This window comes from Kitasatospora sp. NPDC005856 (assembly GCF_040629945.1).
Classification (GTDB): Bacteria; Actinomycetota; Actinomycetes; order Streptomycetales; family Streptomycetaceae; genus Kitasatospora.
Genome location: NZ_JBEXWT010000001.1, coordinates 325,247 through 346,182, shown reverse-complemented (window position 1 = coordinate 346,182; position 20,936 = coordinate 325,247). Strand labels below are relative to the sequence as shown.

Sequence of the window (20,936 nt, the reverse complement as noted above, 5' to 3'; positions counted from 1 at the left end):
CGGAAGTCGGGGAAGTCGGGGAAGTCGGGGAGATCGGGAGGACAGCGGTGGATCCAGGTGGATCCAGGTGGATCGCGGGCGTCAGTGGACGCCGAGGTCGGCGAGGAGTCGGCGACGCAGGTCGGCGAAGGCGGGATCGGCCGGGTCGCGCGGGCTGTCGACGGCGACGGCCTCGTCCCGGGCGAGCAGTCCGTCGCGCAGTACCACGACCCGGTCGGCGAGCCGGACAGCTTCCTCCACGTCGTGGGTGACCAGCAGCACTGCCGGGCGGTGGCGCCGCACCAGGTCACCGACGAGGTCCTGCATGCGCAGCCGGGTGAGCGCGTCCAGAGCGGCGAACGGTTCGTCGAGTAGCAGGAGTTGCGGCTCCCTGACGAGCGCCCGGGCCAGTGCGACGCGCTGCGCCTCACCACCCGACAGGGTGGCCGGCCAGGCCTCGGCATGCCGTTCCAGGCCGACCTCGGCGAGCGCCTTCAGTCCGGTCTCCCGGGTCGCGGCGCCGCGCGACAGGCCGACTGTGACGTTCGCCAGCACCCGCTTGGACGGCACCAGCCGGGGTTCCTGGAACACCACGGTACGGATCGGCGGGACGAGCACGGTGCCCTCGTCCGCCTGGTCGAGCGCCCCGAGGATGCGCAGCAGCGTGGTCTTGCCGGTGCCGCTCGCACCCAGCAGGGCGACGAACTCCCCGCGGGCGATGGAGAGGTCGACCCCGTCGAGCACCGCCCGGGTGCCGAACACCCGGCGCAGACCGCGCAGATGGACGGCCGGGACCGTCTCCTCGGCAGCCGACGGGGAGGACGGCGAAGACGGCGCGGAGGGCGAGGAAGGCGAGGAAGGTGAGGACGTGGTGGTGGTGAACGTGTCGGCGGTCATCGGGCCGCTCCCTGGACGACCTGGCGCCACGGCATCAGCACGCGCTCCAGGACTCTGACGATGCCGTCCGCGGCGAGGCCGAGCAGCCCGTAGATCAGGATGCAGACGGCGAGGACGTCGGTGCGCGAGTAGTTCTGCGCCTGGGCCATCAGGTAACCGATGCCTTCGGTCGAGTTGATCTCCTCGGCGGCGATCAGGGCGATCACGCTGAGCGTCATCGACAGGCGCAGTCCGGACAGCAGCGAGGGCAGCGCGCCGGGCAGCACGACCGTGCGGACGATCGCCCAGCGGCCGAGGCCGAAGCTGCGCATCGCCTCGACCAGCTTGCGGTCGGTGCTGCGGACCCCGCCCGAGGCGGACACGTACATCGGGAAGCTGGTGGCGACCCCGATCAGGGCGACCTTGGCGGTTTCGGTGATGCCGAACCACACCATGAACAGCGGGACGAGGGCCAGGAACGGCACGGTGCGCAGGACCTGGATCGCGGAGTCGAGCAACTCCTCGCCGAGGCGGGTGAATCCGGTGACCACGCCGAGCACCAGTCCGGTGGTCGCACCGAAGAACAGTCCGAGCCCGGCGCGGGTGAGGGAGACGGACAGGGCGTCGGTCAGCTGGCCGCTTCCCCACAACTCCCCCACCGCCTGGGCGACCTGGGCGGGCGAGGCGAGCACGTCCTGGGTGAGTGCGCCGGTGGCGGAGGCGAGTGCCCAACCGCCGAGCAGGGCGAGCGGACCGATGGTGCGCAGGGTCACGGCAAGTGCGCGGGGGCGGGGCCGGCGCCGCCGGCCCTGCGGGGCGACCAGACCGGATGCCAGCGCGGCCCGGGTGTCCTCGGGCGTGAACTTACCCATCGCGGTGGTCACTTGGCACCGTCTCCGAGCTTGTTGACGTCGATCAGGTACGGCTTGACGTCCACCAGCTGCTTGGTGACCTTCTGGTCGGCAAAGAACTGGGCGACCGTCCCGAAGCGGGCGATGTCGGCATCGGAGATCGCGTCGGCCGGGTCGGCCTGCTTGCTGACGTTCACCGCGACGTCCTTCTCCGCAGGGGTGACGGCGGTCGGACCGGCGTCGGTGAACACGTTGAGGTAGCCGGCCGGGTCGGCCTTCTCCTTCCCGCCGTTCTCCCGCAGGTAGGTGTAGAAGGCCTTCACCACCTCGGGGTGCTTGTCGGCGAAGCCGTTGCGCACCGCCCAGACCGCGTAGTTGTCGGATCCCACCTCCTGGCCGTTGACCAGGAAGTGCGCGCCGGCGTTGGCGATGGCGGGCGTCGAGAAGGTGTTCCAGGTCGCCCAGGCGTCCACCTGGCCGGAGTTGAAGACGCCGGAGGTCTGGTCGGCGCGCAGGTAGACCCGCTCCACCTTCTCGGCCGGGACGCCGTTCTTCGCCAGCGCCTTGAGCAGCAGGTACTCGCTGGTGCCGCCCTGGGAAACGGCGACCTTCCTGCCGACCAGGTCCTGGACGGACTTGATGGGCGAGTCGTTCTTCACCAGGATCCCCTCGCCGACGCCGTCGGGCGCGGTCCGGGCGAACAGCTTGAAGCCCGGCTTCTGGGCGAGCGCGGCGACGGCCGAGGTGATCGAGCCCTGCGCGACGTCCAGTTGGTCGGCGGAGAGGGCCTGGGCGGCGGGGGCGAAGGGGCCGGCGCTGCCGGTCCAGGCGACCTTGGCGCGGACCGCGGCCAGGGCCTGGTCCAGCGAACCGTCCTTCTTGCCGCGGGCCAGGAAGCCGTTGTTGCCGGGATCGGGCAGGCGGAGCACCACGTCGGTCCTGCCGCCCGACCCGCCTTCGGCGGAGGCCTTGGCGCCGTCGGCGGACGAACCGCAGGCGGCCAGGGCGGCGGAGGCGAACAGCGCGGTGGCGGCGAGGGCGAGACGAGGAGTCTTCACGGGGTCTCCAAAGGGGTGACAGATGACAGCCGACAGCTGACAACTTTCGAAATCTGTTAGCTGAACGCTGTTACCTGAAGTCTGTGATCCGAACGCCGACGACACCGGAACTCGCACCGGAGCCTGCACCGGAACCCTCACCCGCACGCCGCACCCGCAGCAGCTCACGGGCCGCGCGCAACGGCTCCGGATCCGCCCAGGCCTGGACGTCCACCGGCGCGGCGAGGAAGCCCTGCTCCCCGAGGAATCGTTCCTGCAGCGCCAGCAGCTCCATCCGCTCCACCGACAGGTCCAGCCGCAGGGTGCGATGGCTGCCCGGCGCATAGGCCCCGGCGACACCCTCGGCCCCGGCACCGGTCTCGGCCTGCAGGATCCGGCCCACATCCGCCGGGTGCTCCGCCGCCCAGTCGGCGGCCTCCAGCAGCACGGCGAGGAAACGGGCCACCAGCTCGGGGTGTGCGTCCAACAGCCGCTGGTGGACGGTGATCGGCCGGGGCGTGCCGTTGTTGACCCGGGCCCGGCGGTCCGGCGCCGCATCCAGCTCCACGGCCACCTCCGCACCGATCCGGCGGGCCGCCTCGACGGCGAGCGCCCCCTTCACGTACACCGCGTCCACCGTGCCGTCCCGCAGTGCGGCCAGCTCGGCGGACCACTGCCCGCCGCCCTCGGAGCCGGGGACGTCCACCAGTTCGGCGTCCGCCAGGGTGAGGCCCGCGAGCCCGAGGGCGCCGCGGAGGCCGGCCAGCGCCATCGCCCGCCAGAAGTCGATGCCGATGTCATGATGTGGCGCCGCCAGCCGCAGTCCGCGCAGTTGCCCGGGCTCGGTGATGCCGCTGCCGGCCCGGACCAGCACCACCTGGCGCTCCTCGATCCAGGTGAGGCCGATCAGTCTGGTCGCCTCGCCCCGTGAACGGGCCCACAGTGCGGGGACGTTCCCGCCCTCCCGGAACAGACCGGTCAGCGCGTGGGTGTAGTGGTGGTCCGCGGCCACCTCGGGCGGAGCGTCCTGGAGGGAGCGGACCGCGATGCCGTCGGCGGCGAACTCGCGGGCGAGCCGGCCCTGGTCGGCGGCTATCCCGGTCGCCGTGGGCACCGGGCAGCGGGTGAACCAGAGGGTGTCGGGAGGCGGGGAGGCGTTCTGGGTACGACTGGACAACGGAGTTGGTCCTCTACGGGGGCTCCGACGACGGCCGGAGGAGCTCGGGATCGATGACCGCACCTCGACCCATGAGGCCTGGTGCACACGGGAGTCGTGCGCCACGATGCGGGAGGGGCAGGCGCCGCGGGGAGGGACGGGCGGCGCGGGAGGGATCGTTCAGCGACAACACGCACGGGAGGGGAGACACCGGTGGGACGTCACGGTGCTTCTCCTTCCGCAGAGTCGGGGCCGGCGCCGCCGATGCCGAGTGGCCGTTCGGGGCGATGCCAGGAGCGTTCCACGGCAGGCGAGCCGGAAGCAAGCTTTTGCCACATGGTGGGATCAGTTGTTCATCAACGCCATGCCATTGCAACGTCGTCGACACATTCCCGCAGCACTGGCTGCCCTACGCTGAGACCGCCTCCGGCCGCCCGTCCGGAGTTCCGAACCGAAACGCGAGGTGCCATGGCCGAGGCCGCCACCGCCGTCCAGAGTCCGCCGGCCGGTGCGCAGGCCGTCCAGCGCGCACTCGGACTGCTGCACTGCTTCCACGACAACGGCCCCGACCTGAGCGCCTCGGACCTGGCCCGCCGGATGGGCCTGTCGGTGTCCACCGCGCACCGGCTGGCCCGCACACTGGTCAGCGCCGGCTTCCTGGAGCAGGACGAACAGACCGCCCGTTACCGGCTCGGTCCCGCCGTCGCCGAACTCGGCCAGCTCACCTTCCACCAGCGCGGACTGCACCTGGCCGGGCCCGAGCTGGAGCTGCTGTCCCGGCGCACCAAGGCGACCGCCGACCTGGCGATTCGCAGTGGCACGCACGCGGTGATCCTGGTCGGCGGCTCGGTCCGCCCGGACACCGGACTGGGCCTGCGCCGGCCACTGCACTCCACGGCCCTCGGCAAGATCCTGCTGGCCTGGCCCCGACCGGGCGAGACGGCTGCGGCGGCACTGGGCCCCCTGCCCTCCTTCACCAACCGCACGATCACCGAACCAACCATCCTGGAGGAGGAGTTGGCGAAGGTCCGGGCGACCGGGTACGCGCTCAACGACGGCGAGTCGACCGCCGGGGTGCGGACGGTGGCCGTGCCCGTCCTGGACGGCACCGGGCAGGCGCGGTTCGCCCTCGCGGTCCGCTCGACACCCGCGCACCTCACCGAGGACCGGCTGGACTGGTTCCTCGGCCACGCCCGCAGCTGCGCCGACGCGCTCGCCGTCCTCCTGCTGCCGCCGGACCAGCGCCCCTGACGTCCCGTCGGAGCACGACGAAGCGGCGGGCCGCCCGTCCGCGTTCGGGACGAGCGGCCCGCCGCTCGGACACGACGGTGGCGGGCCGACCGGTGGCGGCCCGCTGGTGACGGGGCGGCCGGTGGCGGGCCGTCAGATGGTTGGCCGGCCGGTGGCGGCCCGCCGTCAGACCGTGGCCGGGGTGTACTTGTAGCCGACCCGGCGGACCGTCACGATGGTGTCCCGGTAGGCCGGTCCGAGCTTGCGGCGCAGCCGGGCGACGTGCACGTCGACCGTCCGACCGTCTCCGACGTGGCCGTAGCCCCAGACCGCGGAGACCAGGTGGTCCCGGGTGTGGACCCGCTGCGGGTGCTCGGTGAGGTGGGCCAGCAGCTCGAACTCCAGGTAGGTGAGGTCGAGCAGCCGACCGTCGACGTAGGCGTTGCGCCGCTCGGTGTCGACGGCGATGCCGCGCCCGGCCGGGCGGACCGGACGGCCCCCCGCGACGACGTGCGCAGCGGTCCCGCCGACCACCGACTGCGGGCCGGGAGCCGGGTGGGCCCCGGCGCCGGCCGGCACCCCGGGCAGCCCGACGCTCCCCGCCGCCGGGCTCTCGACCGGCACCAGCACCAGGTACCCGACCATCGGGCTGCCGCTCAGCCCGCCGTACTGCGCGCCGTACTGGGCGATCAGCCCTTGCGGCAGCACGCCCTGCGGCAGGGTGGCGACGACGGCCGCCCCCTCCGGCAGGGCGGCGAGCAGCGCCTGGGGCACCTGCGGGACCACCGCGCCGGGCTGGGCGCCGGCGGGCACCGGGACGGTGGCCGGGCGGACCGGGCCGGCCTGGGGCGGGCGGGCGTGGGACGGACGGGCCGCCGCGCCGGGCCATCGGTCGGACACCGACGCCGGGGGGACGGTCGGCCCCGCGGCCCCGGACGCTCCGGGGCCGACCGGCACGGTCGCGGGGACGGAGATGACCGGCGGGACGGAGCGGACCGCGCGCAGGTGCGGGGTCGCGGCGGGGAGGGGAAGGGTGGCCGTGGAGGAAGAAGACATGGTGTGCCGCTCATTTCGCGCGTGACGGACGGGGTGGAGTCGTCTGCGCGTCGACCGGGCGTACTACCTGGGCTGGACCGGAGCGAACCTGGTCAGCGGGCGGAGGGCCGGGACGCGCTGGGCGAGCCGGGACACGTCTGATCGAACAGGTGCGGCTGCCGGGACGGCCAGAACGGCTCGAGGTCGAGGCGTCCGCGTCGGCTGTCCGTGGCGCGGCTCCCGCACCGGTTCCACCGTCCGGTCCGTCCGTCCGCGCGCATCGCGGGGGCCGTACCGGTCGTTCGGGTACGGCTGACGATGCCGGGGGCGGTGCTGGGGCAGACGATGTTCACGTGGTCTCTCCGCTGGGCGGGTCCGGGTGGTCGGCCCGCGGGCACGCCGGAGGGCGGTCCGCTGCGGCCTGGTCGACGGGTGTCGGCGGTGCGTCGGGCGGTGGGCCGGGTGGGCCGTCAGCGCCGGGGACGCACCGGGAAGGTCGGGCCGATCAGCGACAACACGCGCTGCAGGTCAGCGCGTGGTCGATGTAGCGGCGGACGGTGAGCGCCGGATCGACGGCGCCGGACACGGCAGCGCCGGGCATGAGGACACCGGGCATGGGGGAACCGGGCACGGCGGTGATGATGCGTCGTCCGTCGACGTTCATCCGACTGCCCTCCCCCTTCGTTCTCCACACGGCGGCGCGCCGGCTCCGGCGCCCGCCGACGATGCCTCGCCGGTTCGTCGAAGGCCGTCCGCCGGTGGCAACACCCGTGCGAACGGGGTGTTTCCGGCATTCCCGACGGCATGGCCGGGCGGCCCTCGTCCACAGAGCCTTCCACGGCCGGGCGGGTCTAGGCAACCTTCCGCACAGTGATCGTCCGGGATGCGGACAGAAGAATGAGACGACGGGTGGAACCGGCAGGTCGGCGCCCCCACCTGCCGACTCCTCGCTCAACCGACGAACGGCCGCCGCACCGCCAGTGCGCGGCCGACGCTCCGCCAGTACGCGGCCGACGCATCATCCGTGCATGCCGCCACACGCCCGACGTCGGGCCGAGCCGTCCTCAGGCGCCCACCGGGGCACGACGATGCCTGAGGACGGCGGCGTGCTCGACCAGCGCGACGAGCAGGTCCTTGCCGTCCTGCCGCAGTCGCGCGTCGCAGAGCAGCACCGGGATGTCCGGGTCGAGGTCGAGCGCCTCACGGACCTCGTCCGGCGCGAACCGCTCGGTGCCCTCGAAGCAGTTCACCGCGACCAGGAACGGAATGCCGCGCTGCTCGAAGAAGTCGACCGACGGGAAGCAGTCGGCCAGCCGCCGGGTGTCCGCGAGCACCAGGGCGCCGAGTGCGCCGCGGGCCAGCTCGTCCCAGACGAACCAGAACCGGTCCTGCCCGGGCGTGCCGAACAGGTAGAGCGCGAGGCCGGGCCGCAGGTCGATCCGGCCGAAGTCCATCGCGACGGTGGTGGTGCGCTTCGCCTCCACCCCCGAGGTGTCGTCCACCGGACGGCCCAGCTCGCTGAGCTCCTCCTCGGTGCGCAGCGGACGGATCTCGCTGACCGAGCCGACCAGGGTGGTCTTGCCGGCGCCGAAGCCGCCGGCGACCAGGATCTTCACCGCGACGGCCGGACCACCGCGCCAGCGCGGGTCGTCGGCGCTCGCCGGGCGGGGCTCGGCGCCGTCCCGGTCGGGCGCGGGGCCGGCCGGTCGGGGGTGGGGGTCAGAGCGCACGGAGTCCATTGATCACGTCTCGCAGCAGGCGCTCGTCCGGCAGCTCGGCGAGCGGAACGGGTCGGGTGACGCTGATCAGCTCGGCGTCGTAGAGGTCGCCGAGCAGGACCCGCACCACACTGACCGGCAGGTCGGTGTAGGAGCCGAGCTCGGCGACGGAGAGCGGCTCGCTGCGGCACAGGGTGAGCAGTGTCTGGTGCTCCGGGTCGAGGACGTGCGCGGGCACGGCCCCCGCGACCGGCCCGGGCTCGACGGCGATCACCAGCGAGATCAGGTCGAACAGCCCCTCCTCGACCGGCCGGGTGCGACCGCGGGTCATCGAGTAGAGCCGCACCACCGGGCCGGCCTCGTCGTCGAACCAGCGGTCGTCGACCGGGGTGCGCGGCCGGAAGAGGTCGACCTCGGGCCCCTCCGGGTCCGCCTGCCCGTCCTCGGCCGACACCCCCGGGCGGTCCGGGCCGCCCGTACCACCCGTACCGCCGTCGCCGGACGGCCCGGCCGTGCCCACCGGCACCTGGGGGCCGTCCGACGTCTCCGGGCCGTCCGGCACATCCGCCATCGGATCCGCCATCGGACCGCTCATCTCACCGGCGGGGCGGTTTCGGTGCGCGGCTCGGCGGCCATGTGCTCGCCGACCCGCTTGACCAGCAGCGCCATCTCGTACGCGATCTGGCCGATGTCCGCCTCGGCCTCGCTCAGCACGGCCAGACAACTGCCGTCGCCGGCGGCCGTGATGAAGAGGAAGGCCTCGTCCAGCTCCACCATGGTCTGCCGGACGCCACCGACCTTGAAGTGCCCGCCGGCGCCCTTCGCCAGGCTGTGGAACCCGGCGGCGACGGCGGCCAGGTGCTCGGCGTCCTCACGGTCGAGGTCGCGGGAGGCGCCGGTGGCCAGGCCGTCGTTGGAGAGGATCACCGCGTGCCGCAGGGCAGCGACGCGCCCCACCAGATCGTCCAGGAGCCAGTTGAGGTCCCCGGACGACTGCATCGACGTGGTCATGAATCAGTTCCTTCCGCTGGAGCGGGTGGTGCGTGTGGAGCAGGTGAAACGGGTGGAGCAGGTGAAACGGGTGGTTCGGGTACGGCGGGTGGCGCGGGTGCGCCGGTGTCCGGGCTCCGGCGGACCGGCTGCCCGGGCGGCACCCGACGGGCGAGCGGTGCCCGGCCGGTGTCCTGCGGCGCGGGCAGCGCCGCCGGGGCGGGCGCCGGGCTGATCGCCCGCCGGGACCGGTCCGGCGGCTGCCAGGCCGGTACGGCGGTGGGTCGCCCGTTCCCGCGCACGCCACGATCGTCGGGCGTGCCGGGACGATCCGTCAACGGAGCGCCGGGGCGGTCCGCCGGCGCACCGGAGCGACCCGCGGAAGCGCCCGTGCGGTCCGCCGGGGCCGTGGCGCCGCGGCCCCGGGTGAAGCCGCGCTGGAACGAGGCGAAGGTGGCCCTGGCCTCCTCGGGCGAACGCTCCCGGACCTCCCGGGTCTCCTCGCCGTTGCCGGGGGCCCGGCCGTCCCGCGCGTTCCGGGCGTCCGTGGGCGACGCCCCGCCGGCCCCGCCGTCGACTCCGGTCCCGTTGCGGAACCGTTCCTTCAGCTGCTCGGTGAGCTGGTCCCTGAGCTGCGGTGCCAGGTTCGCCTGCCGGACCCGCCGGGGCAGGCCGCCGACCGTCCGGGGTGCGGCGTCCACGGGCGTGGCCTCGGCAGCAGCCGGGTCGGCCGCCGACCCTGCCCTAGCGGTCCCGGCACCCCCGGCGGTCCCGGCCGTCCCGGCGATCCCGTCCGTCCCGGCGACCCCGGCAGCCTCCGCGGCCGCGACGGCCGCCTCGGCCGCCGCCACCGCGACGTCCTCCCGCCGGTGCCGCCCCGTCCCCGGCGCGTCCTCGGTGTCCGCCGCGGGCGCGGGGACCAGCACCGGCCCGCCCTTCCCCCGCGCGGCACGGCGCGGCAGCCCGCCCGCCGTACGGCCCGCCTCCGGCACGGACGGCCTCGGCCCGCTCGTCGTCCCGCTGTGCCGGCCTCCCGCCTCACCGCCGGCGCCGGTGCCCGTACGGCCTCCGGCCCCCGTCCCGGCAGCGGCACCCGCACCCGCACCAGCACCAGCACCGGCACCGGCACCGGCACCAGCACCAGCGGAGCCGGCCGGCCCGGGCACGGCGACGAGGTCCCGCTGCCCGCGCCGACCGACCGCCGCGGGCCGCTGCCCGGCCGCGCCCGGCTCCGGCTTCCCGTCCGGCGCCTCCGCGAGCAGTTCGCGCGGGATCAGCACCACCGCCGTCGTCCCGCCGTACGGGGACGGCCGCAGGTGCACCCGGATGCCGTGCCGCCGGGCCAGCCGGCTGACCACGAACAGGCCCAGCCGGTCGGTGTCGGCGAGGTCGAACTCCTGCTCCACGGCGAGGCGTTCGTTGATCTCGGCGAGCAGTTGCTCGCTCAGCCCGAGGCCGCGGTCGTCGATCTCCAGCGCGAAGCCGTGCGCCACCACCTCGCCCTGGACGGTGACCTGGGTGGTCGGCGGGGAGAACACCGCGGCGTTCTCGACGAGTTCGGCGACCAGGTGGGTGACGTCCGCGACGGCGCTGCCGAGCAGGCCGGTGCCGGGGAACGGCCGGACGATCACCCGGGCGTAGTCCTCGACCTCGCCGACCGCCGCCCGGACCACGTCCACCATCCGGACCGGCTTGCGCCAGGCACGCCCGGGCGAGCCGCCGGCCAGGATGATCAGGCCCTCGGCGTGCCGGCGCATGCGGGTGGTGAGGTGGTCGACCTTGAAGAGGTCCTCCAGCTCCGCCGGGTTCTCGGTACGGCGCTCCATGGTGTCGAGCAGGGTGAGCTGGCGGTGCAGCAGCACCTGGCTGCGCCGGGCCAGGTTGACGAACACCGCCGAGACCCCGCGCCGCAGTTCGGCCTGCTCGACGGCGGCCTCGACGGCGGCCCGCTGCACCGCGTTGAACGCCTGGCCGACCTGGCCGATCTCGGCGTTCCCGAAGTGCAGCTCGGGGGCCTCGGTGGCCACGTCCACCGGCTCGCCGCGGCGCAGCCGCAGCATGACGGACGGCAGCCGGGTGCCGGCCAGCTCGTCGGCCGCGTTGCGCAGGCCGATCAGCTCGCGGGCCAGGCCGCGGCCGATCCGGAACGAGATCATGATGGACAGCACCACCGCGACCAGACCGACCGCACCGGCGATGCCGCCGCGCCAGAGCATCCCGATCGCCGCGGACCGCGCGCGCTCGTCCAGCCCGGCGGAGATCCGGCTGTTGATCGAGGCGAGGTCACCGAGCGCCCGGTCGGCGGTCTCCCGCCAGGAGTCGCTGTTGAGCGACTGGACCACCCGGTCGGGGCCGCCGGCGCCGACGAAGTCCGCCTCGGCGCGGGCCAGCGCTCCCCAGGCCTCCCCGCCGCGCAGCGCGGCGTAGTCGGACTGGTCGGCGGGGTCGAGCTCGGCGACGTAGACGGTGAACAGCGCCTGCTGGTTGTGGAGGGCGTCCAGCGCGACCTGGTACTGCTCGGCGGTGGGCTTGGCGGCGCCGGTGCGCAGGCCCTCCATCGCCGCGTCCTCCTGCGACAGGTACTCCCGGGCGCGCACCAGCTCGATCAGGATGGTGCCCTGACGGGGGAGTTGGCCGCTCTGCCGGGCGACGTAGGCGGACCGGAAGCCGAACACCGGCTTGACCAGGTCGCTGTACTGGCCCAACGCGAACTCCCAGTTCAGCGCGGAACGGCCGACCTGGGCGCGCAGCGGTCCCAGCTGGTCGGCGGCGGCGATGATCTGCACGAAGCGGCCGCGCTGGGGTGCGGAGAGCTTGCCGGCGGAGCTGTCCTTCTTCTGTCGCAGCACGTCCAGGCTGCGGTCGGTGGCGGCCTTGGAGCGTTCGTAGGCCTCCCTGGCGGCCGGCGAGCGCGGGTCGGCCAGCCGCTGGACGGCGGCGCGGCGCTCGTTCTGCAGGTCGCCGGTGTACTGGTCGACCGGTCCCGCGAACTCCTTGTACGTACGACTGATCCCGAGCTGGCTCCAGACGTCCCCGGTGGTGGCGATCGTCGCGTACGCCCACAGCGCGGTGAGCGCGACGATGGGCACCAGGAGCAGCGCGATGATCTTCGCGCGGATCGAGCTGCTGCGCAGACGCATGGAGTCCTCGGTCGGGATGTGCCAGGCGCGGACGGGGAGCGGTGGGAGTGGTGGGAGCGGTGGGAGCGGGGAACGGCAGGAGCGGGGGCAGGACGGGCGTGGCGGGGGCTCGGAGGATGTCGGGGAAAGGTCGGAGGAGGGGCTCCGGGCCACAGGTCTGCGAGACTCTACTACGCCCTCACCACTCGTTCGAGGGGCGAACCAGTCCGCCCGCCGGTCTCGTCCCGCACACGTCAGAAACCGGTCCTCCCCTCCTCCGCTTCGCGTCCGGAACGTCCACCGATGACCGGAATGCGGGATTGACACCGGACCCCCACACCCTCCGCGATTCCTCCCCGGCGCCTCCCTCGCGCCTCCTCCGTGCCACCCCCGGGCCGTCCCCGGGCCACCCCGGACCGCCCCGGGCGCGGCACCACCAGAGGGGACCGGTGCCGATCTCGCCGTGTCACCATCACAACCCTGGGCAGTGACAGGGCGATCCGATAGTTTCGGCGCACCCGTACCAACGGCACCGAACTGGGGAGGACCGTGCGCGAGTTCACCACCCCCGCCCCGGCCGCGCCCGAGGCCACCGGAGGACTCGCCGACTCCCTCTACGACACCGCGGAGCGCACCCCCGACCTGGTCCAGCTGTCCTGGCGGGCCGAGGACGGGCAGTGGCAGGACGTCACCGCCAGGGAGTTCCGGAACCAGGTGCTCGCGCTGGCCAAGGGCCTGCTCACCCACGGGGTGCGCTACGGCGACCGGGTCGCCCTGATGTCCCGCACCCGCTACGAATGGACGCTGTTCGACTACGCACTCTGGTCGATCGGCGCCATCACCGTCCCGGTCTACCCCACCGCCTCCCCCGAGCAGGTGCGCTGGATCCTCGCCGAGACCCAGGCCGTGGCCTGCCTGGTCGAGGACGAGGACGCCGCGATGACGATCGGCGCGGTCTGCGACGCCCTGCCCGACCTCACCGGCATCTGGCAGCTGGACCGCGACTGCGTCGCCGCGATCACCGAGGACGGCCTCGGCGTGCCCGACTCCCTGGTGCACCGCCAGCGCCTCGGCGTCGCCGCCGGGAACATCGCCACGGTCGTCTACACCTCGGGCACCACCGGCCGCCCCAAGGGCTGTCTGCTCACCCACGCCAACCTGGCCGCCGAGGCCGACGCCCTGCTCGCCGGCTGGGGGGACGTCCTGCGCGAGAGCGGCGGCGGCCACCCCTCCACTCTGCTGTTCCTGCCGCTCGCCCACGTCTACGGGCGGGCCGTGCAGATCGCGGCGATCCGCGGCGGCTTCCGGATCGGACACTTCCCCGAGGTCTCCACCGCCGCGCTGCTGCCAGCGCTGGAGACCTTCCGCCCGACCTTCCTGCACGCCGTTCCGTACGTCTTCGAGAAGATCTTCCAACAGGCCCGCAGGGCCGCCGAGGACGCCGGCCGGGGCGAACTCTTCGAGCAGGCGCGGCAGGTGGCCGTCGACTGGGCCGCCGCCCGGGAGCAGAAGGCCTTCGGCCGCGGCCCCGGCCCGGGCGCGGCCCTGCGGCTGCGCCACCTCGCGTACGAGCGGACCGTCTACCCGAGGCTGCGGGCGGTGCTCGGCGGCAGGGTGCGCAGCGTGATGTGCGGCGGCTCGACGCTCCGGCGCGAGCTGGGCCTGTTCTTCACCGGCGCCGGCCTGCAGTTGTACGAGGGCTACGGGCTGACCGAGACCACCGCCGCGATCACCGCCAACCCGGCCGGACGGCAGAAGCTCGGCACGGTCGGCCGGCCGGTGCCGGGCGCCTCGGTGGCGATCGCCGACGACGGCGAGGTGTGGGTGCGCGGCGGCTCGGTCTTCGGCGGCTACCTCAACCATCCGCAGTGCACGGCCGATTCCCTGGTCGACGGCTGGTTCGCGACCGGCGACCTGGGCCGCCTGGACGAGGACGGCTACCTCAGCATCACCGGACGCAAGAAGGACCTGATCGTCACCAGCAGCGGCAAGAACCTGGCCCCGGCAGCCCTGGAGGAACGGGTCGGGGCCCACCCGCTGGTCTCCCAGTGCCTGGTGGTGGGCGACGACCGCCCGTACGTGGCCGCACTGATCACGCTCGACCCGGCGGCACTGGCGCACTGGCTGAAGACCCGCGGGCGGGAGCTGCCGGACCCGTGGACGGTGCTCGCGGACGAGGAACTGCACGCGGAGATCCAGCGCGCGGTGGCGGCCGCGAACACGGCCGTCTCACGAGCCGAGTCGATCCGCGCGTTTCGGCTCCTGCCACGGGAGTTCGGCGAGGACCAGGGGCTGCTGACCCCTTCGCTCAAGCTGCGGCGGACGGCGATCGCCGAGCACTACGCGGCGGACATCGAGGAGCTCTACCTGTCCTGAACCAGGCTTGTCCGCCTTGTCCTTGACGTAGCGTCTTGTCCCTTGTCTCCCAGGCGCGGTGACGCCCGGGCCCCCGGCCGAGGCCGCGGGTTTCACCCGCCATTCCCTTGACGACCCTATTGGTCTAGTCCATTGTTGCGACGATCCGGGGATCCACATCCCGGAGTTCCGCGACTCCTCTTGTTCCACGCTCAGTGTTCCACGCTCAGTGTTCCACGCTCAGTGTTCGACGGTCCGATTCCGCTCACGTCCCCCCACGGGCGTGCCCCCACCTGCTGGAGTCCTCACGTGTCGATGTCCACGCGCGGCCTGTCCGCGCGCCTGTCCCCGCGCCTGTCCGCGTTGGCCGCCTCGGTCGCGCTGCTCACCGGCCTCGCCGCACCGGCGGCCTCCGCCGACGCTCCCCCGGCCGGCGGTCCGAACGCCCAGGCCGCGCCGACCGTCAACCTCGCCACCAACCCCGGCTTCGAACTGCCTTCCCCCGACCTCGCCGACTGGGGCAGCGTCCCCGGCTGGAACTGCACCGGCGGCCCGGCCGAGGCGTCCGTCTCCGCCACCGCCCCACACGCCGGCGCCGCCGCGCTCACCGTCACCCCGGCGAACGCCGATTCCACCGGCGAGTGCGCGCAGACCGTCGCGGTCCAGCCCAACACCACCTACACGGCCTCCGCATGGGTCCGCGGCAGCTTCGTCTACCTGGGCGCCACCAGCACCGGCAAGGACGTCGCCCCCGCCTGGACGGAGACCACCGGCGGCGGCTGGCAACGGCTGAGCACCCGCTTCACCACCGGCCCGAACGCGCGCAGCATTCGCCTGTACGTGCACGGCTGGTACCAGCAGGGCCCGTTCTCCGTGGACGACGTCCGGGTGGACGGCCCCGCGCCCGCCCCGTCCGTGGCCGCCGGCTCCGTCCCCACCAGCGACAAGGTCGTCTTCTTCACCGTGGACGACGGCTGGCAGCGCACCCCCGAGGCCGAGCGGTTCATCGCCGACCACCGGCTTCCGATCACCGCCTTCCCGCTGCCGATGCCCGCCGCCACCGACCCGGCCTTCTTCCGGCGGATCACCGCCGTGCCCGGCTCCTCGGTCCAGGACCACAGCGTCTCCCACACCGACCTCAGCACGCTTCCGCTGGAGCGGCAGCAGATCGAGATCTGCGACGCGCGTGACTCCATGACCCGCCTCTTCGGCACCGCGCCGACGTTCTTCCGTCCGCCCTACTTCTCCTGGAACGCCGACACCCTGCAGGCCGCCGCCAACTGCGGCATCCGCACCGTACTCACCGCCGACGCGGACTTCAGCTGGGGCGCCACCAACATCTGGCACCCGGGCCTGCTGCAGCCCGGCGACGTCGTGCTGATGCACTGGACCGACACCCTCGCCGCCGACCTCCAGCGCGCCCTCGCCGCGGCCGACGCCGCCGGACTCAAGCCGGCCGGCCTGGTCGACTACCTGCGCTGACCGGCACCACCCGAGCCCGCCGTGCCGCCACCCCCGACAGGAGCGGCGGCACGGCGGCTTCGGTGTCCTTCGGTGTCCTTCGTCGCCGTTCGGGCGCGGGGTGGGCCTCCCGCGCGGCCCCGGTCCGGCGGCCGTGCTGCCCTGGTCCGATGCCCCGCGACCCGGTCCGGCGGCCGCTCAACCGCCGAAGACGTCCCCCATCCAACCGATCAGGCGCGCCTCGAAGTCCGCGGCGGAGGTGATGTTCCGAGCCGGGATCGCGCCAGGTGAGCGGGCTCACCGTCAGCCGGGCCTCGCGCCACCGCGGAGCCCGGGCGGCGATCCGCGCCGCCGCGTCGTCGAGGTCCACTATGCGTTCCACGGCGGTTCCGGCTCCCCTCGGGGGTGATCACGCTCGTTGACAGCGCGTCCGATACCCGACTCTAATGGGGGCGTGCAGCGCGGCGTCGGCCAAAGAGCAGTGGGCCGGCCGACAGCCGAGCGGGCACCCTTCCGAAGGGACGATGCGCGATGAGCACTCTCTCCGCTTCCCTGATCTGACGCCAGGCGGTCACCACGGTGCCCGCGTGCGCGTAGCGCGTCGTGCGTTCTGCGTTCTGCGTTCTGGACTCCGCGTCCTTCAACGGACGCGCCGGAGGCGCGACCAGCCGCACCTCCGGCTCCGGCACCGACACCGCGTGTGGCCGCGCCCCCCTTTCTTTCCGGAGACCCATCACCCACGCATGCCCATGTCCTTCAACCTGAACGTCATCGAGGAGTTCCGCGCCAACGGCGGGCGGGTCGGCGGCCCGTTCGAGGGCGGCGACCTGCTGTTGCTGACCACCACCGGGGCCCGCTCAGGGCGGCCGCACACCGTGCCGCTCGGGTACGTCCGGGCGGAGGGGCTGCTCCTGGTCGTCGCCTCGGCCGGCGGGGCGCCGGAGCACCCCCAGTGGTACCGCAACCTCCTCGTCCACCCGGTGGTCCGGGTCGAACTCGGCACCGAGGCCTTCGACACCGTCGCCTTCGACACCGTCGCCGTGCCCGCCGAAGGAGCCCGCCGGGAGCGGCTGTTCGCCGCCGTGGTCCGGAAGGCTCCGGGCTACGGGGACTACCAGGCCCATACCGAGCGCGAGTTGCCGGTCGTCGTCCTGGAACGACTCGAACCGCCCGCCGACGGCCCGGCCCCGGTGGTGGTGCGCAGCCTCGCCGACAAACTGCTGGAGGCGCACACCTGGCTGCGGGCGCAGCTGCGCCACGTACGGCAGGAGGCGCGCTCCCACGTCCCGGGCCGACCGGCCGCACTCGGCCTGCAGCTGCGCCAGCACTGCCTGGCCTTCTGCGACGGGCTGACGCACCACCACACCGGTGAGGGCTCCGCGATCTTCCCGGCCCTCGCGCGCAGCCGTCCGGAGCTGGCCGACGTCCTGACGCGGCTCGACGAGCAGCACCGGGCCATCGGACGGATCAAGGAGGAGCTGGTAGCCCTGTTGGCCGGGATCGCGGTCACCGAGCCGGAGCGGCTCCGGACGGAGCTGGACCGGATGTCCGCCGAACTGGAGGCGCACCTCGACTTCGAGGAGGCGGAACTGCTGCCGGTACTCGCCGGCATTCCCTTCCCGCCGAGCGGTCCCGTGCCGAGCGGTCCCGTGCCGAGCAGGCCCGGGCCGGGCGGCTCAGCGCCGGGCCCGTCCGCACCGACCGGCGGCTGAAACGGCGTTGCCGCCGCTCCCTTCCCGAGGGGTGGGAGGGAGCGGCGGCACCGGTCCGTCCTGCGACGACGCAGTCCGTTGCGGAAGTCCTTACAGCGCCGAGAACACCGGGAGGTAGCCGCCGGACTGGCCGGCCGCCTTCGGGTGGTAGCTCTCGTCGACCGGCAGGGTGGTGCTGTTCAGCCAGGTGGTCAGCGAGCCGCAGATCTCGTGCTCGTTGAAGATGCTGCGGACGTCGCCGAAGGCGAAGCCGGCGTTGGCGGCCCGCTTGGCGAGGACGCCGTCCAGGGTGTCCGCGGCACCGTTGATGGCGGAGCGCTTGGTGTCACCGATGCCGAAGATGCAGCTGCCGCCGACCTTGTAGATGTGCGGGTAGCCCATCACCACGACGTGGGCGTTCGGGGACTTGGCCTTGATCGCCGAGTACACCTTGTCCAGCTGGCCGGGCAGGGTGGTGGTGGCGTAGTTCTTGGCGGTGTTGACGGCGTTGATGCAGTCGGCGTCCGAGCCGAGGACACAGGTCTGCATGGTGTCGGCGAAGCCGGCGTCGTTGCCGCCGACCGAGATGCTGACCAGCGTGGTGCTGGCGTCCAGCGCCGAGATCTGGCTGTTCAGGACGTCGCCGGTCCTGGCACCCGAACAGGCGACGAACTTGAAGGAGGACGGCGCGTGCGCGTTCTTCCAGAGGTACGGGTACGCGTTGGTGCTGCGCTTGCAGCTGCCGCTGTCGCTCAGGTAGCTGCCGGCTCCGACACCGGACGAGTACGAGTCGCCGAGGGCGACGTAGTTGGCACCGGCGGCGTTCGCGGAGGTCGCGGTGAAGAGCGTCGTCATGGCGAGGCCTGCCGCTATGGCGGCGACGGACAGAGCGCGGGCAGGGCGGATCATCACGGCTCCAGTGGGGTGGGGTGGTGAGGGTCACAGAAGTGATACCAGGCGGTAGCCCAACCCGGAAGCGGTCATGCCAAGGATATTGACGGGGCGTCGCACGGCTCGGAGATGAATTGCCGCTGACGCTCCGTGATTTCGCGCAGGTCAGCAGGGGTGCCTGATGACGCGCGTAGCGCAGCGCGCATAGACCGGCAACTTGCAGAAATTCCGTGCAAGGCAAGCGGTGGGTCGCCGAGCGGCCACCGCCGGGTCAGATTCGAAGATGGCGTCAGCCGACCCAGGGGGGGCTGACGACATCGGTGAACGATCGTCAGCAGGTGGGCCGAAGCGGGCATCGGCGGCACCACGGGAAATTCACCGATGCGGCCGATCGACCCCGGGCGGCCGATGTTGACTCCCGCCGTGGCGACGCGTCAGGACGGCCCGCGCCGGAACCTCGCATCGGGCATCGCACCGGGCATCGTGTCGGGAAGCCCCGCGGGGAGTCGCCCGGAAGTACGGCGACGCGCGAGGTCAGCCCTGCGCGCCGGGGCGGCCACCACTGGGGTGCACGGCGCCCGGGTACACGATGCCCGAGGAGACCGTGCAGCCCTCGACCGGCAACTCCTCGATCACCTCGTTCGCGGCCGCGGGCACACCGAGCCAGCGGGCGGCGATGGCGACCGCCGCCCGGGCCTGGCGCAGCCCGGGCGCGCCCCAGCCGAGCAACTCGACGGCGAGTCCCGGTGCCACCAGCAGCCGCCGGTAGTGCCGGCCCGAGGCCGGATCGGCCACGCTCGGGCCGACCGAGCGCAGCGCCGCCGCCATCCGGACCCGCGCGCACTCGTGCCCGCCGTTCGCCGAACCGACCCGGTCGTAGAGGTAGCCGAGGTAGTACGGCCGGCCGACCAGGGCCTGGGCCTCCTCGGCCGCCTCCCGGGCCAGGGTGGCCGCTGGGTCCCCACCGTCCTCCGGCTCCAGGGAACCACCGGGCAGCGAGCAGATCCCGTCCCGGGGGTTCACCAGCGTCAGCACCCGCCCGTCGGGCGCGAACAGCCACCCCCAGGACTGCTTGACCGGCAGCCCGTCCGGCACCTGCTCGCCCGGCCGCCAGGGCCAGCCCGCCGTGGGACGCCGGCGCACCTTCCCGAGCAGCTCCGCGATCTCCGCGCTGTACTCGATCGGGCTCATGCTCCGGCCCCGCGAACCTCGACGGGGACGCTCGCCCCCGCGCACCACCTGGCGCCGAGCTCGCTCCGCGCGCTCATCCGTCCCCCTCTCGCAGTCGGGCTTCGCCGGACCGGCGGTGCACTGGGAGGACCTGCAGAGCGCGGTACGGGGCGGAGCGGCCGGAACGGCGGCGTGGGGCACCGCACGCTCCTGCTGTTGATCTTCTCCGATCTTCCCCGAACACGCGGTCGATGAACAGCCCCCAGCGCCGCATGGTGGATTCGGAGGCGACGAACGCGCTGGCTGCGGAGGCGGTGAACGCCCCGATCACCCCAGCGGCCCACCCCCTTCCCAAGGGCCCTGGAGGCCGGGCAGCGGGAACCCGGGCCGAGGATCCACCCCGGGCGGGAAGGGGAGCCCCCGCGCGGCGTCGTCGGCCAACTCGTCGAACACCTCGTGCGCCGTCATCGGCCGCAGCCGCCCGCCGGTCAGCGCCCAGCCGTGCACCGGCGGGCGGGGCCGGGCATCCCGGGCCCGGTCGTCGCCCGGCCCGCCCACCGACGGATCGCCGTGCAGCAGCAGCGCCCCCTCCCCCCGCAGGGTGACGCCCGCCGCGAGCGTGACGCAGAACGCCTCGGCGTCCCGCCCGGCCGGGTACAGCCGCCCCTCCTCGACGCAGACGTCCACCGCGGAGGTGAGCTCCTCGCCGTCCTCCGGGCCGTGGCAGCGCAGCGTCAGCAAATGGCACCCCTCCCCCGCGCCCTCGGCCAGCGCGAGGTAGACCGAGGTCACGTACCGCATCACGGCCGCCATCCGGAGCTGCCCGGCAGGGTCGTCACCAACGGCGCTCAGCAGGGCTGCGCAGGCCACGGACATCCGCACCCGCGCCCGGTGGTCGTCCAGCAGCACCGGCACCAGCTCGGCCAGCCGCTCCCCCGCGTAGACGAACGGCTCCCCGGCCAGCTCCGGATCGCCCGCGTAGGCGACCCTGGCGGCGGGCATCCGGGGGTCGAGGCCGAGCGCCTCGCAGTAGTCCTCGAAGTCGCCCGCCTCCAGGACCCGCAGGTGCACCTCCAGCCCCTGCCGGTGCAGGGCCGTCAGCTGCTCCTCCGCGCTCCGCAGGTAGGCCTGGTGCCCGAGCCCGCCGAACAGCCCGTACTGCGCGAGCCCGGCGAAGTCTCCGGCGTCGACGGCCAGGGCCACCGCCACCGGCTGGGGCGGCGGCGCGCCCCGGACCCGGCCGCCACGGCCCGCCGCCCGCGCACCTCCTCCTCCCGCCCGGGCACCCGGCGGCCGCCCGCCCCCGGGCGGGGCCGCCCCACCGGGCCCGCCCGCCGAACCCCCTCCGGCACCGCCGCCCGGCCTCCGCCCGGCCAG

At 73.8% G+C, this 20,936-nt stretch carries 17 protein-coding genes; 4 read left to right on the top strand and 13 right to left on the bottom strand.

From position 1 onward, the window contains the following. Positions 1–81: 81 nt before the first annotated feature. The 4 genes from ABZ449_RS01460 to ABZ449_RS01445 form a co-directional block, all read right to left on the bottom strand. Positions 82–876: an ABC transporter ATP-binding protein gene (locus tag ABZ449_RS01460; protein WP_360338185.1), complete on the bottom strand. Its 795-nt coding sequence runs from the start codon at positions 874–876 to the stop codon at positions 82–84. Beyond that, positions 873–1,727, bottom strand: coding sequence for an ABC transporter permease (locus ABZ449_RS01455; protein ID WP_360338182.1), 855 nt, complete (start codon positions 1,725–1,727; stop codon positions 873–875). The genes ABZ449_RS01460 and ABZ449_RS01455 overlap by 4 nt, the downstream gene beginning before the upstream one ends. Before the next feature lie 8 nt (positions 1,728–1,735). Beyond that, a complete protein-coding gene (locus tag ABZ449_RS01450; RefSeq protein WP_360338179.1) occupies positions 1,736–2,764 on the bottom strand; it encodes an ABC transporter substrate-binding protein in 1,029 nt (342 codons plus the stop codon). A 70-nt stretch (positions 2,765–2,834) separates the two neighbouring features. Further along, entirely contained in the window at positions 2,835–3,920 is a 1,086-nt protein-coding gene (locus ABZ449_RS01445; protein ID WP_360338176.1) for an ABC transporter substrate-binding protein, read from the bottom strand. A 447-nt stretch (positions 3,921–4,367) separates the two neighbouring features. On the opposite strand from ABZ449_RS01445, the gene ABZ449_RS01440 reads away from it, so the two are divergent. Then, entirely contained in the window at positions 4,368–5,150 is a 783-nt protein-coding gene (locus tag ABZ449_RS01440) for an IclR family transcriptional regulator (protein ID WP_360338173.1), read from the top strand. 165 nt (positions 5,151–5,315) lie between these two features. On the opposite strand, the gene ABZ449_RS01435 is transcribed toward ABZ449_RS01440, so the two are convergent. From ABZ449_RS01435 to ABZ449_RS01410, 6 genes are all read right to left on the bottom strand, one after another. Further along, on the bottom strand, positions 5,316–5,837 hold the full coding sequence (locus ABZ449_RS01435; protein WP_360338797.1) for a winged helix-turn-helix domain-containing protein: 522 nt from the start codon (positions 5,835–5,837) through the stop codon (positions 5,316–5,318). Between the two features lie 832 nt (positions 5,838–6,669). Beyond that, positions 6,670–6,828 carry a hypothetical protein gene (locus ABZ449_RS01430; protein ID WP_360338170.1) on the bottom strand — a complete coding sequence of 53 codons (159 nt, stop codon included), beginning with the start codon at positions 6,826–6,828 and terminating at the stop codon, positions 6,670–6,672. Between the two features lie 400 nt (positions 6,829–7,228). Then, positions 7,229–7,780 (bottom strand): ATP/GTP-binding protein, encoded by a 552-nt coding sequence (locus ABZ449_RS01425; protein ID WP_360338794.1) that lies wholly within the window; start codon positions 7,778–7,780, stop codon positions 7,229–7,231. Positions 7,781–7,883: 103 nt separating this feature from the next. Further along, a complete protein-coding gene (locus ABZ449_RS01420; RefSeq protein WP_360338167.1) occupies positions 7,884–8,465 on the bottom strand; it encodes a DUF742 domain-containing protein in 582 nt (193 codons plus the stop codon). Positions 8,466–8,473: 8 nt separating this feature from the next. Next, positions 8,474–8,893: a roadblock/LC7 domain-containing protein gene (locus tag ABZ449_RS01415; RefSeq protein WP_049652175.1), complete on the bottom strand. Its 420-nt coding sequence runs from the start codon at positions 8,891–8,893 to the stop codon at positions 8,474–8,476. Continuing rightward, on the bottom strand, positions 8,890–12,012 hold the full coding sequence (locus tag ABZ449_RS01410) for a nitrate- and nitrite sensing domain-containing protein (protein WP_360338164.1): 3,123 nt from the start codon (positions 12,010–12,012) through the stop codon (positions 8,890–8,892). The genes ABZ449_RS01415 and ABZ449_RS01410 overlap by 4 nt, the downstream gene beginning before the upstream one ends. 528 nt (positions 12,013–12,540) lie before the next feature. Here ABZ449_RS01410 and ABZ449_RS01405 point away from each other — a divergent pair. The 3 genes from ABZ449_RS01405 to ABZ449_RS01395 all read left to right on the top strand — a co-directional run bounded on the left by ABZ449_RS01405 (position 12,541) and on the right by ABZ449_RS01395 (position 17,519). Next, a complete protein-coding gene (locus ABZ449_RS01405) occupies positions 12,541–14,367 on the top strand; it encodes an AMP-dependent synthetase/ligase (protein WP_360338161.1) in 1,827 nt (608 codons plus the stop codon). Positions 14,368–14,661: 294 nt separating this feature from the next. Further along, the gene (locus ABZ449_RS01400; RefSeq protein ID WP_360338791.1) at positions 14,662–15,828 is read left to right on the top strand and encodes a polysaccharide deacetylase family protein; all 1,167 of its coding nucleotides are present in this window, start codon (positions 14,662–14,664) and stop codon (positions 15,826–15,828) included. 722 nt (positions 15,829–16,550) lie between these two features. After that, positions 16,551–17,519, top strand: a complete 969-nt coding sequence (locus tag ABZ449_RS01395; protein ID WP_360338158.1) for a nitroreductase/quinone reductase family protein — start codon at positions 16,551–16,553, stop codon at positions 17,517–17,519. 90 nt (positions 17,520–17,609) lie between these two features. Here the strand turns inward: ABZ449_RS01395 and ABZ449_RS01390 are convergent, their stop codons facing one another. The 3 genes from ABZ449_RS01390 to ABZ449_RS01380 all read right to left on the bottom strand — a co-directional run bounded on the left by ABZ449_RS01390 (position 17,610) and on the right by ABZ449_RS01380 (position 20,762). Next, on the bottom strand, positions 17,610–18,407 hold the full coding sequence (locus ABZ449_RS01390) for an SGNH/GDSL hydrolase family protein (protein WP_360338155.1): 798 nt from the start codon (positions 18,405–18,407) through the stop codon (positions 17,610–17,612). 516 nt (positions 18,408–18,923) lie between these two features. Further along, on the bottom strand, positions 18,924–19,580 hold the full coding sequence (locus tag ABZ449_RS01385; RefSeq protein ID WP_360338152.1) for a hypothetical protein: 657 nt from the start codon (positions 19,578–19,580) through the stop codon (positions 18,924–18,926). 306 nt (positions 19,581–19,886) lie between these two features. Further along, on the bottom strand, positions 19,887–20,762 hold the full coding sequence (locus ABZ449_RS01380; protein ID WP_360338149.1) for a hypothetical protein: 876 nt from the start codon (positions 20,760–20,762) through the stop codon (positions 19,887–19,889). Positions 20,763–20,936 lie beyond the last annotated feature (174 nt).

Excerpts from the sequence above, each read along its gene's own strand:
- ABZ449_RS01455 (WP_360338182.1), bottom strand. The coding sequence starts at position 1,727 with ATGGGTAAGTTCACGCCCGAGGACACCCGGGCCGCGCTGGCATCCGGT.
- ABZ449_RS01390 (WP_360338155.1), bottom strand. The coding sequence starts at position 18,407 with ATGATCCGCCCTGCCCGCGCTCTGTCCGTCGCCGCCATAGCGGCAGGC.
- ABZ449_RS01420 (WP_360338167.1), bottom strand. The coding sequence starts at position 8,465 with ATGGCGGATCCGATGGCGGATGTGCCGGACGGCCCGGAGACGTCGGAC.
- ABZ449_RS01440 (WP_360338173.1), top strand. The coding sequence starts at position 4,368 with ATGGCCGAGGCCGCCACCGCCGTCCAGAGTCCGCCGGCCGGTGCGCAG.
- ABZ449_RS01430 (WP_360338170.1), bottom strand. The coding sequence starts at position 6,828 with ATGAACGTCGACGGACGACGCATCATCACCGCCGTGCCCGGTTCCCCC.
- ABZ449_RS01385 (WP_360338152.1), bottom strand. The coding sequence starts at position 19,580 with ATGAGCCCGATCGAGTACAGCGCGGAGATCGCGGAGCTGCTCGGGAAG.
- ABZ449_RS01460 (WP_360338185.1), bottom strand. The coding sequence starts at position 876 with ATGACCGCCGACACGTTCACCACCACCACGTCCTCACCTTCCTCGCCT.
- ABZ449_RS01410 (WP_360338164.1), bottom strand. The coding sequence starts at position 12,012 with ATGCGTCTGCGCAGCAGCTCGATCCGCGCGAAGATCATCGCGCTGCTC.
- ABZ449_RS01395 (WP_360338158.1), top strand. The coding sequence starts at position 16,551 with ATGCCCATGTCCTTCAACCTGAACGTCATCGAGGAGTTCCGCGCCAAC.
- ABZ449_RS01400 (WP_360338791.1), top strand. The coding sequence starts at position 14,662 with ATGTCCACGCGCGGCCTGTCCGCGCGCCTGTCCCCGCGCCTGTCCGCG.
- ABZ449_RS01415 (WP_049652175.1), bottom strand. The coding sequence starts at position 8,893 with ATGACCACGTCGATGCAGTCGTCCGGGGACCTCAACTGGCTCCTGGAC.